At 36.3% G+C, this 15,619-nt stretch carries 8 protein-coding genes and 1 pseudogene; 8 read left to right on the top strand and 1 reads right to left on the bottom strand.

Translation table 11 applies throughout. The annotated features are described in order from the left end of the window. Nucleotides 1-305 precede the first annotated feature (305 nt). The gene (locus tag GHD00_RS01425; protein ID WP_163536304.1) at nt 306-566 is read right to left on the bottom strand and encodes a hypothetical protein; all 261 of its coding nucleotides are present in this window, start codon (nt 564-566) and stop codon (nt 306-308) included. Nucleotides 567-1,148: 582 nt separating this feature from the next. Here GHD00_RS01425 and GHD00_RS21345 point away from each other — a divergent pair. The 8 genes and pseudogenes from GHD00_RS21345 to GHD00_RS01390 form a co-directional block, all read left to right on the top strand. Then, nucleotides 1,149-3,008, top strand: a pseudogene (locus GHD00_RS21345) (rhamnogalacturonan lyase); the annotation flags it as partial. Continuing rightward, the gene (locus tag GHD00_RS21340) at nt 2,985-4,418 is read left to right on the top strand and encodes a cohesin domain-containing protein (protein WP_346427592.1); all 1,434 of its coding nucleotides are present in this window, start codon (nt 2,985-2,987) and stop codon (nt 4,416-4,418) included. The pseudogene GHD00_RS21345 and the gene GHD00_RS21340, both read left to right, overlap by 24 nt. 434 nt (nt 4,419-4,852) lie before the next feature. Continuing rightward, entirely contained in the window at nt 4,853-5,107 is a 255-nt protein-coding gene (locus tag GHD00_RS01415) for an HPr family phosphocarrier protein (RefSeq protein WP_163536302.1), read from the top strand. A 975-nt stretch (nt 5,108-6,082) separates the two neighbouring features. Further along, nucleotides 6,083-6,967, top strand: a complete 885-nt coding sequence (locus GHD00_RS01410; protein WP_163536301.1) for a dihydrodipicolinate synthase family protein — start codon at nt 6,083-6,085, stop codon at nt 6,965-6,967. Nucleotides 6,968-7,404: 437 nt separating this feature from the next. Next, nucleotides 7,405-10,641, top strand: coding sequence for a type I restriction-modification system endonuclease (gene hsdR, locus GHD00_RS01405; protein WP_163536300.1), 3,237 nt, complete (start codon nt 7,405-7,407; stop codon nt 10,639-10,641). A gap of 3 nt (nt 10,642-10,644) precedes the next feature. Then, on the top strand, nt 10,645-12,069 hold the full coding sequence (locus tag GHD00_RS01400; protein WP_163536299.1) for a class I SAM-dependent DNA methyltransferase: 1,425 nt from the start codon (nt 10,645-10,647) through the stop codon (nt 12,067-12,069). A gap of 40 nt (nt 12,070-12,109) precedes the next feature. Further along, entirely contained in the window at nt 12,110-13,438 is a 1,329-nt protein-coding gene (locus GHD00_RS01395; protein ID WP_163536298.1) for a restriction endonuclease subunit S, read from the top strand. A 742-nt stretch (nt 13,439-14,180) separates the two neighbouring features. After that, complete coding sequence (locus tag GHD00_RS01390) at nt 14,181-15,551, top strand: ABC transporter substrate-binding protein (RefSeq protein WP_163536297.1); 1,371 nt, start codon at nt 14,181-14,183, stop codon at nt 15,549-15,551. Nucleotides 15,552-15,619 lie beyond the last annotated feature (68 nt).

The following is a 15,619-nucleotide window of genomic DNA, read 5'->3' as shown; positions in this document are numbered from 1 at the left end:
ACTGACAAAACACCATGTTCTCAAAATGAACGTGGTGTTATCTGCTTGTTATATTGTCCGAGATTAATGCTGTTAATGGAATTTTAATTATGCTAATGAATTATATAACTTATATGACATAAAGATGTTTCAATTTCTTTGATATATATTACTTCTACTAAGATGAATGAAACGAGAAAAATTTTTCAAACAAGCAATACTTAAATTGTAACACCACATTTAACAAAGGTTTAAATATCTTATAACGAAGTTTTTTTCTAAAAGTAATTGTTGTTAATGAGACATAGGTGTTTGCGAGCAAGTTTCTAAAATATACTTTTTACCGTATCAAGGTGTTTGGAAGGAACTAAAACTTGCATCACAGGTGGGGTAAGGCCTTTAATAGGAGTCTTGGAAAACGCCATTTCCACTTTATATCTTGAAATACCGGCTTTCTTTAGCTCGGAATGTGCTTTTATCATGTCATCTCCATTCATAATCTCACATGCCATAACCATCGTTGGGAAGAATAAATTTTTTATTTCCTTAAATAACATTATCAATATCATTATTAATTTTTTTGCCATGTCTATCTCTCCTTTTAATAGAACTTCTTTACAGCCATTGTTAGTAGGTTTGTTATTATTAAAATACTCAAATTTTTAATTATTATGATAGGAATTTTAAAATTTTTTAATAGGATGGCCCAAGAACATTCAAGATGGATATGCGTAGTTAAATTTCTTTAATTTGAAATCTCATAATAGACATTCTATTAATAACCACAGTGCTATGTGGTTTTAAAAAAGATCGAAATGGTCCTGGTAAGAAAGTATCAGAAGGACTTAAAAACACTGATTTTTAAATGTTTACCACTGATTTTTGGGTTCCTTGTTTTTCATTCCTTGTTATAATGTGGGATACGAAAGGGATTTTATTATTTGTAATGGAGGTGAAATGCTTTTTTCTATTAAAAAAATGAGTACAACAAAAGAATTCCTGTCATATAAATTACCCTACCCTACCTTACCTTCACACAGTCTTTATACATTTTTTCTCATCTAATGAAACTAGCACTTGATTATTAATCTATTTAGGAGGATTTATCTATGTTAAAACGTTTCAAGAAACGATTGCAGAAAAGTGCTGTTGTTGTTAGCGCAGCCATCATGGCTACATCATTTGCTAGCTCAATGCCAACAGTTACTGCTGCAGAAGAAGCATCAACAACCCCTTATCAAATGGAATATTTGGAGCGTGGAGTTGTTGCTGTTAACACAGATGACGGTATCTTTGTAAGCTGGCGTTTATTAGGAACAGAATCGAAAGACACTGGATTTAACCTTTACCGTGATGGTACAAAAATAAATGATGCACCGATAACATCAAGCACAAATTATTTAGATGAAGAAGGAACAATGGATTCGGTTTATAGTGTGAACGCTGTCTTAAACGGTGAAGAGGTAGATGAATCAAAAGAAGTGGCTGTATGGGGAGATCAATATCACTCTATTCCGCTGGATAGACCAGAAGGTGGAACAACACCGGATGGCGTATCTTATACTTATCATGCCAATGACGCAAGTGTTGGCGACCTTGATGGTGATGGAGAATACGAAATCATTTTAAAGTGGGATCCATCCAATTCAAAAGATAATTCACATAGCGGCTATACCGGTGAAGTTTTCATGGATGCGTATGAATTAGATGGTACGAAACTTTGGAGAATTGGTCTAGGTAAGAACATCCGTGCAGGTGCGCACTATACTCAATTTATGGTCTATGACTTAGACAGTGACGGGAAAGCAGAAGTTGCCCTTAAAACAGCAGACGGTACAACGGATGCCACTGGCAAAGTGATTGGTGATCCAGAGGCTGACTACCGTAACGAGTCTGGCCGTATACTAGAAGGTCCTGAATATTTAACAGTCTTTAACGGCGAAACAGGCGAAGAACTTGTTACAACTGATTTTTCTCCAGCTAGAGGCAACATGGCAGACTGGGGCGACTCGTATGGTAATCGAGGGGACCGCTTCCTTGCAGGTATTGCCTACCTTGATGGTCAAAAGCCTAGCCTTGTTATGACACGTGGTTATTATGAAAAGACAATGCTTACTGCGTATAATTTCCGAGATGGTGAGTTAACAAAGCAATGGACGTTTGACAGTGATGATGAAGGTAATCAAGCATATACTGGCCAAGGTAATCACAGCTTAGCTATTGCGGATGTTGATGATGATGGAAAAGATGAGATTGTATTTGGAGCCATGGTTGTTGATCATGATGGAAAAGGCCTTTACACGACTGGATGGGGCCATGGGGATGCGAACCATGTATCGGATTTAAATCCTAATAGAGATGGTATGGAAATATTCCAAGTTCATGAAAGTAGTAATTCTCCGGTTGGCTATGGTATTCGAGATGCAGAAACGGGTGAATTACTGTTTGGAATTGAAACAGGATCAGATGTAGGAAGAGGTATGGCTGCAGATATTGATCCAAGGTATGATGGAGCAGAGTTTTGGGCTTCTGATAGTTGGGATGGAAGTTCAGGGCGAAGTCCACTTCATTCGGTAGAAGGTGAAGTTATTTCTGAAATATCACCACAATCGATGAACTTTGCGATCTGGTGGGACGGCGATTTATCACGTGAATTATTAGACCATGATTGGACGAATTATGAAATCGGAATCGGCACACCTAGAATCGATAAATGGGATTATGAAAATGAGGAGCTTAACAATCTTCTCACCATAGAAGGAACAAGTTCTAACAATGGAACGAAAGGAAATCCTAGTCTACAAGCGGATATCATTGGCGACTGGCGCGAAGAAGTAATGGTGAGAGATATCGATAGTACGGAACTTCGTCTATACACCACAACAGATATCACAGAACATCGATTCCACACGCTTATGCATGATCCGGTTTATCGCTTAAGTGTTGCTTGGCAAAATGTCGCGTATAATCAACCTCCGCACACAAGTTACTTTTTAGGGAATGATATGGAGGAAGCACCTAAACCGAACGCTGACTATATTGTCCCGTCAACTGTCGATGTGAATCCTGATACGTTGGATGGGAAATTGAAAGGTGATCTTACCATTAATGTTCAGGTTCCAGCTAATGCTGCTGTGTTAACAGAGGCTTCGACTGAATTTAAAATAAACGGACAAACGGTTAGCGGCAACGTATCAACCGTTAATAAAGGTTATCAAGTGAAAATGGATCGTAGAGAGTTTGTTCGCGCACTTGATAGACAAACTGGTGACGTTGAAGTAAGCGTAAGTATCACTTCAGAAACTGGTGAGATCTTTGTTGGAACGGATACGGTGAATGTTCAAACTTTGGAACCTGCTTTATCTGTACAAGAGGCAGATGATGTAAAAGTAGGTGATTCATTTAGCCTTACTTATACAGCAAGCGGTGAGGGAGATAATGTACGCTCTATGGAAATGAATCTTACGTATGATTCAGAACTTTTGGAATTTGTTTCCGTGGATTCTTTAGTTGAAAAATTAAAAATCTCCCATGATTCCAAACAAGCAGGTGAGGTCCATCTTACTGTAAAAGGTACTCCAAATCGCTTCTTTAATAATCCTGACTTGTTGAAAGTCAATATGAAAGCGAAGGATACAGAAGCGTTCACAACGGATGTTGCTCTTACTGATATTGCATATACAACTACCGGTAAGGAAGTCATTCCAGTGGATGATGTCATTCAGTCTATCGATTTATATGATGATGTTTCCGAGATTATTGTCAGTGGAGAAGATGGAGATGAGTCTATTGATACGAACCGTGGATCATTGCAGTTGCTAGCACAGGTATCACCTGCTAATGCTAATCAATCAGTGGAATGGTCTGTTACCGATGTAGACGGATCAGATACAGAGCTAGCTTCTATCACTTCGGATGGGTTGTTATCAGCAAATGATGAAGGCCTCAATGGAGAAGTGAAAGTTATTGCAGAGGCGATGGATGAATCTGGTGTTGTAGGAGAAATCGTAGTTGACATTTCAAACCAGTTACAATTAATAACAGGAACTCCTTTTGGAGCAGGTCCGCCATGGGCACCAGGTGCAGAATTTGATAAAGCATTGGATGGAGATATTACTACATTTTATGATTATAGTGAGGCAAATGGTGGATATACAGGAATTGATGTAGGTGAAGATAATCAAGAGGTGCTTAGTGAAGTTAGGTTCTATCCACGAGAAGGTTTTACAGGTAGAATGACTGGAGGTAAGATACAAGGGTCAAATGTTTCTGAAACAGAAGGGTTTGTCGATTTATACACGATATCTTCAGAACCAGAATCTGGATGGAATGTAGCCGAAATAACAACTGAGGAATCATATCGTTATCTTCGATATATCAGTCCAGATGGTGGTTATGGAAATATAGCTGAACTAGAATTTTATCACGGTGAACAATAATCCGTAAGCCCCCACTTCAATACTTAGAATAATGAAAAAGGATAAGTGTGGGGATAACGGATTCTAGCACCCTGATAAGTTTCGCTAACCATCATTGGGGGATGAAGCCCTAATGATGGAAGTCTCACTTTATACAGAATAGTGAATGAACCAGTATTTATAAAAAGAGGCTGTGACAAAATCCAGTAAATCAAAATAATAAGCGCGGTACCCACCAGTAATGAGCTGGTAAAGGTACCACGCTTATTTTTTTACTTTAATGTTAAGTTAACCAAAAAGTGCATCTTCTGTCGCTGGGTAGAGAAGCTAGGCCAAAAGGTGGGAGAATATGATAAAAAATAGAAGCAAGTGAAAATGGAAGCGTCGTTCAGAGCGTAATAACATTTGGAAAGCGTGATTATTTGTAATAAAATAGAAAATAAGGAGATGATGATATGTACGTTAAAGAACTAACGGTAAATAGATTGTTGAGTTCAAAAGTTATTGGAGATCTTACAAATTTAGCGAAAAATTTTGAGAGCGATATCAAATTGCAATCCAAACATTATAATATTGATGTGAAAAGTATTTTGGGATTACTTTCACTTAACCTTCAAAAAGGCTCGGAAGTTAAGATTACGACCAAAGGTGATGATGATAAAGAGGCATTGATTGCCATTAGTGAGTTTTTAGAAGATACAAAGAAATGATCTATTTTCAGCAATAGGTTGATGGCTTGCTATTTTTTTGCTTAAATTTGTTGCCACAGGACGTGGCGAATTTAGCCTGCGTTCTCTTTCGTACATTCGGTACTTTCTTGATTACATTATTTGCGTTGATCATTTCCTTGGTGAAACGAAAATAGACCTCCCTATTAACCCGCAAAAGTAAGTAGGTGAGGTCTATCGCAAACCGATAGCCAATCCCTCTGAGGGAAAAACAGCGATTTTTGCTTTAGGGTCATTTTTTAATTGCCAATTAATTACTTGGTTTCATTCATTACAAAAATACTATCTAATATAATATTAGACAAAAAACTGAAACCTCGGGAAGTGACAGGCACGGGAAAATAATTATTTCTTCATTTCCTTTACCCGCCATTTTTTATCTGAATGGGTATGAAAGTTTAGTTTTTTTGCGAAAATATCAGCACTGTAATAAGTATGGAATATTTTGTTAGAAGTGCTGTTTGAGTTTTTTAGGATTTCTGTTTTCCCTTTTACAACCCTTACAATTAAGTACATTATGGCTCAACTCCTAACTTTAAAAGAATAAGCCGAATCCGAGGTTTGTCTAATATCTTGTGTTGATGCTCGATCTCCTTTTAATTTTGACTTCTCCTAAAGCATAACAAAGACTTGTATCAAAACTGTGGAAAAGTAATTACACCGTATTTACAAAAGTATTGCAAAAATTCGATAACAGGCACGCGCAAATAGTGTTTCTTCCTTCAATGTTTAGACCTTCTGTATGATTATATATTATCTGGTAATTATAGTATAGAAACCAATTTTTATGACCTTCATTTGCATTAGGAATTCTCACGAGCGTCTTGGGTTGTTTTTTTGAGAAGTGATTTAGGAGATTTGACAGCCGACTCTTTAAAAAGGATTTCCCAAGTATGATTTCAGACAGAGTAAATGATCCGGAAAATGGATATTCCAAAATATAGGAGTTGAAAAAGGATGAAATATTTACAAGGGGTTACACCAGCAATGGTTACACCTTTTGATAAAGATGGTAGTGTGAATCTAAAGAAATTAGTTGACCTGACAGAATTTCTTATATCCAAAGGGGTTCATTGTTTGTATCCGCTTGGTACGACAGGAGAAATGTTGAAATTAACCGTTGAAGAACGAAAAGCTGTTGCAGAAACGGTTGTCAAAACAGCGAATGGAAGAGTAACTGTTAATATACACGTTGGTGATACTGTTCAAAAAAATGTCATCGAATTAGCTCACCATGCACTAAAAATTGGTGCTGATGGAATTGGTATAGTAACTCCGATTTACTTTAGTGTGAATGATCAGGAAATGGAAAATTTTTATGTTGAAATTGCTAGCAGTCTTCCAGATGACTTTCCAGTTTATTTATATAATATACCACAATGCGCTTCAAATGACTTATCATCACAAGTTGCACAAAGAATCGCTGATAGATGTAAAAATGTAGTAGGAATTAAATATAGTTATCCAGATATTCTTAAGACTAGTAAGTATTTAAATATTAATAACGAGAATTTTAAAGTTGTTTTTGGGGCGGAGCAATTGCTTCTTCCGGCATTTGCTTTAGGGTGTGATGGCACAGTTTCCGGTGTATCAGGTGTATTTCCTGAACCATTTGTTGCACTATATAATGCCTGTCAAGAAAATGATTTGGAAAAAGCTCGTCATTTTCAAAAAATCATAACGCATTATTGCGAAATACTTAAAAATGGAAGTATCCCCCATTTTAAAGAAGCGTTAAGATTACGTGGAGTAGATGTGGGGTATATGAGGCGGCCGCAATTAGATATAACAAATGAAGAGTCAGCTGCATTAAAGGAGGAACTTAAACAAATTAAGTTTTAAGGCCTTCAGGATAAAGGTCATGCAGGCATCGCCACAGGAGGTGGTGAATTCAGCCTGCTTTCCCTTTCGTACGTTCGGCACCTTCTTGATTGCATTACTCGCTTAGATCATGCCGTTGATCAAACGAAAATAGACCTCCCTATTAACCGACAAAGTGAGTAGGTGAGGTCTATCCGACAAACGGATAGCCTAATCCTGGGGAACCGCTTATCCATAACCCACAGTGACCGCTGTGGGTTATTTATTATATGCATTACTCACGTTTATTATAACATGTACATTTCAGTTTTGGAAGTTTTTACAAACTCTTAGAAATGTCTAAAAAAGAAAGGTGTTTTATTTTTTGTACATTGTTGATTCTGGCTGATTTTTCAATTGGTAATAAAAAGGGGAAAACCTTATAATTGTAGGTAAAGTACCGTACTGAGGTGATAATAGTGCAACAAAGTAATTTCGCTTTTTTGAATAGTCATTGGCCTATCTTAGCCAACCTCGGCGAGACAGCAGAAAAGAATGTTTACATAGATCCAAATACCTCACTAATCAAAATACGAATGTTTGGTGAAGCATTATCTAAATATATTGTTGCGGTTGAGGAAATGAATGAATCGTATGATATCAATCAAAAGGTAAGGTTAAGCACATTAAGAAGTTTAGATTTAATAAATAGTGAACTGTATGATATGTTGGATGTTATTCGTCGTAAAGGGAATAAGGCCGTTCATGAAGCAGGATATGGTACAACAGAAGAAGCAAAAACCCTTTTACACATGTCCTTTCGTTTAGGTGTTTGGTTTATGGAAGTATACGGAGATTATACGTTTACAGAGCCACAATATATAGAGCCTGCGAAAGTACAGGAAAATCAGCAAGAATTAAAAGAACTTGCAAAAGCATCTGAAGAAAGAGCGGAAAAATTGCAAGAAGAATTAGATGAACTTCGGAAGCAACAACTTTATAAAACAGATCAAGAGAAGAATGAGCGTAAAGAAAAAGCCAAGCGTTTCAGTTTCAATGCTGAGTTAACGGAAGCAGAAACTAGATTAATTATAGATGAAAAATTAATGAAAGCAGGTTGGGAAGTAGATACGAAGAACCTGCGCTTTAGTAATGGGACAAGACCAGAGAAAGGTAAGAATATAGCAATTGCTGAATGGCCTTTAAAAAAGGGCTATGCTGACTATGCTTTATTTATTGGCTTAGAATTTGTTGGCATAATCGAGGCGAAAAGAGCCAGTAAGGATATCCCCGCTGATATTCAACAAGCTAAACTTTATGCAAAGCAAGTAGTTAAACAAGAGGATGAAAAAATTCTAGGTCCATGGGGAGATTATCAAGTTCCATTTTTATTTGCTACAAATGGCAGGGAGTATCTACAACAATTGGAACAAAAGTCAGGGATATGGTTTTTAGATGCACGAAAATCTACGAATCACCCGCGGCCATTAAAAGCATGGTATTCCCCTGAAGGGCTGAAGGAGCTTTTAAAAAGAGATGAAGATGAATCCAATAAAGCTTTAGAAGATGAAACGATGGATTACCTAGGGTTGCGTGATTATCAGCAGGATGCTATCACTGCCGTTGAAAATGCACTTAAAGTTGGCCAACGTGAAATTCTCCTTGCGATGGCAACTGGTACTGGAAAAACAAGAATGGCTATTGGTTTAATTTATCGTTTGATTAAAACAAACCGTTTTAAAAGAATCTTATTCCTCGTGGATAGGAGTGCACTTGGTAAACAAGCAGAGGCTGCTTTTAAGGATTCTAAGTTGGAGAATTATCACTCCTTTACAGAGATATTTGAATTACAATCGCTGGATGATCGAAACCCCAATCCTGAAACAAAAGTTCAAATAGCGACGGTACAAGGAATGGTTAAGCGGCTTTTCTATAATGAAACAGATGAGGAAGTTCCGACTGTGGATAAGTATGACTGTATCGTAGTCGATGAAGCTCACCGTGGTTATACTTTAGATAAAGAAATGACAGAAGTAGAAATAATGTTCCGTGATCATAGTGATTATGTAAGTAAGTATAGAAAGGTATTAGATTATTTTGATGCTGTTCGCATTGGATTAACTGCTACTCCTGCACTTCATACGGTTGAGATTTTTGGTAATCCTGTATTCAATTACTCTTATCGTGAAGCCGTAATTGATGGTTATTTAATTGACCATGAACCTCCATATCAGTTTGAAACTGAGTTGAAAAAAGAGGGGATAAAATGGCAAGTAGGAGAAGAAGTAACAGTTTATGATAGTAGCACTAGTAGTGTGGAAAAAGAAGTACTAGAAGATGAAGTGAATATTGAAGTCACCCAGTTTAATAAGTTGGTCATCACCGAAAATTTTAACAAGGTTATCTTAAAAGAACTAGCCAATCATATTCATCCTGAAGAAGATGGGAAGACTTTAATCTTTGCAGCTACTGATGAACATGCTGACATGGTTGTCCGTTTATTTAAAAAAGAATTGGAAGAAAAGTATGGTGAGATTGAAGATAATCTTGTTAGGAAAATAACTGGTTCTATCAAAGATCCATTAGGAGCAATAAAATATTATAAAAATGAAAGACTTCCTAAAATTGCTGTAACGGTTGATTTACTGACAACTGGTATTGATGTACCAAGCATTTCAAATTTAGTTTTCTTACGCAGGGTACGTTCAAGAATTTTGTATGAACAAATGTTGGGAAGGGCAACAAGAAGATGTGATGAAATAGGAAAGGATCACTTTGATATATATGATGCAGTGGGTCTTTATGAATCTTTAGAACCTTACACAACTATGAAACCTGTAGTAAAAAACCCTAAAGTAACATTAAACCAATTGTTTGAAGAATATGAACAGCTAGATAATGAGAAGCACCAAAAGCAGCACAAGGAAGAATTGATTGCGAAAATGCAACGCCAAAAGCAAAAGTGGGATGATAAGGAACATGAAGATTTCAAATCATTAACAGGTGGAAAGTCAATCAATGAATTTATTGATACGCTTAAAAACTCTAACCATGAGCAAGTTGTCCATGAGATTAATAAGAATCCGTCCATCATTCCATATATAGATGAAAATCGCTCTAAGCCGGCAAGGCAATTAATTTCAGAACATGAGGATAAGTTAGTTTCTGTGACTAGAGGTTATGGTGAAGCGGATAAACCAGAAGACTATTTAGAAGGTTTTGAGCAGTTTATTAATGAAAATATAAATCAAATACCTGCGTTAAACTTAGTTGTAACTCGCCCTAAGGATCTAACTAGAGAGGACTTGCGACAGCTTAGAATCGCATTGGATCAAAAGGGGTATAACGAAACAAACTTACAAGCTGCCTGGCGCGATGCCAAAAATGAGGACATTGCTGCAGATATAATTAGTTTTATCCGTCAGCAAGCACTTGGAGACCCATTAATTAGTCATGAAGAACGAATTAAAAACGCCATGAAAAAAGTATATAGTATGAAAGTGTGGCCAAAAGCACAAAAAGATTGGCTAGCTAGAATAGAGAAACAGTTGTTAAAGGAAAGTATTTTAGATCCTAATCCAGAAAAAGCATTTAATGTGGAACCATTCAAAAGTCGTGGTGGTTATAAGCGATTGGATAAGATATTTGATGGCCAATTAGAAGATATTGTTGATACAATTAATACAGCATTGTATGACGAAAGGGAGCAAGCATAGAAAATGGGAAATCAGGAAATCGTACAGAAATTATGGAGTTTATGTAATGTATTACGAGATGATGGAATTACGTATCATCAGTACGTTACCGAGTTAACGTATATTCTTTTCTTAAAAATGATGAAAGAAAAAGATAATGAAAAACATATCCCTGAAGAATATCGTTGGGATTCTTTGACGGAAAAACACGGTATTGAACTTCATGACCATTATCGTCAGCTATTACTGGACCTTGGTAAAGTAGAAAGTGAAATTATTCAACAGATTTATAATAATGCTACAACGAATATTGAAGAACCAAAGAACCTGGAAAAAATTATTCGCTCCATCGATGAGCTGGACTGGTACAGTGCCAAAGAAGAAGGTCTTGGGGATTTATATGAAGGTCTTCTTGAAAAAAACGCTAGTGAAACCAAATCTGGTGCCGGGCAGTATTTTACACCTAGGCCGTTAATTGATGTGATCGTAAAATTAGTAGATCCACAACCTGGTGAACGTTGTAATGACCCTGCAGCAGGTACATTTGGATTCATGATTGCAGCAGATACCCATGTCCGTTCTAATACCGATGATTATTTTGACCTTGGTGAAAAAGAAGCAGAATTTCAGCGGAACGAAGCATTCACAGGAGCAGAACTTGTAAAAGATACGCATCGCCTTGCTTTAATGAACGCCTTACTTCATGATATGCACGGAGAAATTAAGTTAGGGGATACGCTTTCTGAAATGGGTTCGGATATGAAGAATTATGACGTGGTATTAACCAATCCGCCATTTGGTACAAAAAAAGGCGGAGAGCGCCCAACTCGTGATGATTTAACTTTTACTACAACAAATAAACAGTTGAATTTCCTGCAACATATTTATCGTTCATTAAAAGCTGATGGACAAGCAAGATCAGCGGTTGTTCTTCCAGATAATGTTCTGTTTGAAGGGGGAGCTGGTGCTAAAATTCGTGCAGACTTAATGGACAAATGTAATCTGCATACTATTTTGCGTCTGCCAACTGGAATCTTTTATGCCCAAGGCGTAAAAACGAATGTGTTGTTCTTTACTCGAGGAACAAAAGATAAGGACAATACGAAAGATGTTTGGGTATATGATATGCGGACAAATATGCCAAGCTTCGGAAAACGCACTCCTTTAACTGTAAAGCACTTTGATGATTTTATTAAGGCATATCGAGCAGGAGATCGTACAAAGGTTAATGACGAGAGGTTTAATCTATTCACTCGTGAAGAGATTAAGAAAAAAGATGACAGTTTGGATATCGGTTTAATTGCGGACGAGTCCTTATCGATGTATGAAAACTTGCCAGAGCCTATTGAATCTGCTGAGGAAGCAGTTGGTAAGTTAGAGGAAGCAGTTGGATTATTGAATGAAGTCATCGAAGAACTGCGAGCAGTGGAGAGTGGTAAGGATGAGTAAGAGGAAAAAGAATGTTGAGAAATTGATGGAAGAGGCCATGGTGCCAGAAGAGGAGCAGCCTTATGAGGTGCCGGAGAACTGGGTATGGATTAGGTTAGGCTCCTATTTTGAACATGTTAATAATCAAGTAATGCCTGAAGGTGATGAAAAATATTTAGGTTTAGAACACCTGGGTAAAAATGGCGGTATTATAGATGTCGGAACACCAGAAGGGTTAAAAAGTAAAAAAGTAGTTTTTAAAGCTGGTGATGTATTATATGGGAAACTTCGTCCATATTTAAATAAGCATGCTATTGCCAATTTTGAAGGTATTGCTTCCACAGACATTTTAATTTATCGGTCTAGATTTATTGAATCAAATAAACTATTAGATAAATATTTAGGTCTTCCGTTAGTGGTGAAATATGCAAATGAAAACAGTAGTGGTATTAATTTGCCAAGAATCTCACCTAAAAAGATGAATAGATTACCTATACCATTACCGCCACTAGAAGAACAAGACAAAATTAATAATAGGATTGAAAAACTGATTAATAAAATTGATAGAGCCGAACAATTGATTAAAGAAGCAAAAGAGACGTTTGAACTTCGTCGGGCTGCTATTTTGGACAAGGCTTTTTGTGGAAAACTTGGGACGAATAAAGGACACGAAATGGTAAGTGACACTCTAAGTAAGAACAGTGATATTAGTTTAAATGATAATACCCCTTACGATATTCCAGACAATTGGTTGTGGGTTAAAACAAAGTCTATTGCAAAATGGGGATCAGGAGGTACACCTAGTAGAAAGAAATCAGAATATTATAATGGCGAAATTCCTTGGTTGAAGACAGGAGAATTAAGAGATAATTTCATTGTAGATTCAAAAGAAAAAATTACAGAGGATGCAATAAAAAATTCTAGTGCAAAGTTATTTCCAAAGGGGTCTGTTGCTGTAGCTATGTATGGGGCTACTATAGGAAGAACTGGGATTTTTGGTATTGATGCATCTACCAACCAAGCATGTGCAGTTGGTATACCTGAAGAATCTGTTGACCCGGAGTATATGTTTTATTATTTTCAGTCGCAAAAGCAAAGACTGATTGAAAGAGGTAAGGGAGGAGCACAACCAAACATTTCTCAAACTATAATAAAAGATTTTCCATTTCCTCTACCACCTCTTGAAGAACAAAAAAGAATAACCCAAAAAGTAAAAAGTATGTTGAGAAAATTAGAATCTGAATATGAATATTCAGAGATTGTTTTGCAAGCATTAGAAACACTTAAAAATTCCATCTTATCAAAAGCCTTTAAAGGTGAACTTGGTACTAATGACAAGAAAGATGAAAGCTCAATAGAATTATTAATAAAGACACTTCAAAAACAGTAATTTTAAGAAAGCAAGGCTGATTTGCTCATTGGCCTTGATAGTGAATTACATTCGAGAAAGCCGTTTCCTCGAAAAAGGGAAACGGCTTTTTTTATCCGACAAAATCCGCTAGGCACTAAGATTTGTAGCGAGGAATTCACACCTGTAACGCAAGCTTTTAAAGTAGAACTCATCATTTCAGCAATCCTTCAATTACTTCCTATCTATGCATCAAAACCCATTATTGAATTGAAATATATTATTAGAAAATTGCTTTTTCAGCATCTCTAAATATGGGGATTTATCCTTTTTTCTCTTTTGAGAATGTCAAACAGATCTTCTATAAATAAAATAGATAAACTTTTTTAGTGGGTGTGTTGTTAAAATAGTCAAAACATAAAGTACTATCAATGAAAAACTTAGCGGTTTTTAGCGATTTTTGTAACAGGAAAAATAACGGTTTATTGCTATTCAAAACATTGCTCATACAGGGTTTTACTGATTGTTGATTTAAGTTTAATAATAAATTTTTTTATATAAAAAACTAAAATAAATTATTGACAACTGTTAATTATAGCTTTAGAATATTAAACATAAAGTTGGTTTTAATAAACTTTTTTAGTTACAGGTTTAGCTTTTAGAGAGAGTTATTTCTCTAATCTATAATGTTTTCTTAAAAATTACGAAGAAAAGGAGGGGCTTTTAATAATAAGGCTTGTTTTATACTTAAATCTTTAAATATTAAGGGGAGTTGATCAATTTGATGAAAAAATTGAAAGCGGTTTATTTTGTTGTGCTCATTTGTTTAGTGTTTTCGTTAGTAGCATGTTCTAATGAATCAAACGACGAAACAAATGTTGATTCGGAAAATGGAAATCAGGAAAATTCTGAAGGTGAATCCAATAATGAAGCTAATAATGAAAATGGAGGAGACAAAACCCTAAAACTATCTATGCCTGGCGGTAACACATTATTACCTTGGGTAGCTGATGAATTTGAGAAGGCGAACCCAGATGTAACAGTAGATATTGAAGAATACGATACAGAATTTTACACACAAAATATCGTAAGACTGTTAAACTCCGAAGATGATCGACCAGATGTAGCCTGGTATTGGACTACCGGTTTTTATCCAGATATTGTAGAGTCGGGTGCATTAATTCCGCTTAATGATCTATATGAATCTGAAGGTTGGAATGAAGCACTTCATCAATCATCCATTGATGGAGTAACTTCCCCTGATGGTAATCAGTATGCAGTACCAATAGAAGCAATCAGCAGTCCAATTATTTATTACAATAAAAAAGCATTTGAAGAAGCAGGTGTTGAAGTTCCAACGACATATGAAGAAATGCTGGCTATGGGACCTGCATTAAGAGATGCCGGATATATTCCTTGGACTTCTGGATTAGCAGAGGCTAGTCAAGCCACACAACTTTTTGATATTAATTTAAGACGTCATGTGAGTGAAGAAAATTACGATAAATACATGAATCATGAAACAATTGATTTTACACAATCAGATACAGTTGCGATGTTTGAAACCATTGTCCAAATGTCTGAAAATTTAATGGAACCTGGTGCTGCTGGTGTAGGTGCTAATGAAGCAAGGCAAATCTTTGCTCAAGGAAGAGCTGCTATGTATAGTGATGGTTCTTGGCAAGCTGGTCCTAATGCTCTAGGTGGAGAGATTCCAGATGACTTTGAATTAGGTGTATTCTTATATCCTGAGTACAGAGAAGATGTTCAAGAAACGGCTGGTTATTATGATCGGACAGGAATTATGGCTGTTGAAGGATCAGGTAATGAAGAATTGGCAAAAGAATTTATTGCATTTTTATTAAGTTATGATGTTCAATCTCGTTTAGGTGAATCCACATCAGCATTCCCAATTCGTTCAGATATTAACGTGGAAGAAATGGCTGAACTGTATTCACCGGCAGTATTAGAAATCTATGAATTGGTGCAAGAAGCAGGAACTCACTCGTTGTATAATGCAACCTGGTATGGTGAGTATCGTTCAAATGCTACACAATTAATACAAGGATTAGTTACAGGTGGTTTAACCCCAGAAGAAATGGGTGAAGAATTCACGAAAATGTTAGAAGAAGTTCAGTCTTTTAGAGAAGAATGATCTAGAAGGAGCTAATTCGATAACCCGTTAAACTTATTTTTCAAGTTTAACGGGTTGTCTATAAAAAA

Origin of the sequence: Gracilibacillus sp. YIM 98692 (assembly GCF_010993965.1) — a bacterium.
Taxonomy (GTDB): Bacteria; Bacillota; Bacilli; order Bacillales; family Amphibacillaceae; genus Gracilibacillus.
This window is presented reverse-complemented; position numbering and strand designations above follow the sequence as displayed.

Coding starts and splice junctions, on each gene's coding strand:
- GHD00_RS01415 (WP_163536302.1), top strand. CDS start 4,853: ATGTACGTTAAAGAACTAACGGTAAATAGATTGTTGAGTTCAAAAGTT.
- GHD00_RS01410 (WP_163536301.1), top strand. CDS start 6,083: ATGAAATATTTACAAGGGGTTACACCAGCAATGGTTACACCTTTTGAT.
- GHD00_RS01425 (WP_163536304.1), bottom strand. CDS start 566: ATGGCAAAAAAATTAATAATGATATTGATAATGTTATTTAAGGAAATA.
- GHD00_RS01400 (WP_163536299.1), top strand. CDS start 10,645: ATGGGAAATCAGGAAATCGTACAGAAATTATGGAGTTTATGTAATGTA.
- GHD00_RS01390 (WP_163536297.1), top strand. CDS start 14,181: ATGAAAAAATTGAAAGCGGTTTATTTTGTTGTGCTCATTTGTTTAGTG.
- GHD00_RS21340 (WP_346427592.1), top strand. CDS start 2,985: ATGGAGGAAGCACCTAAACCGAACGCTGACTATATTGTCCCGTCAACT.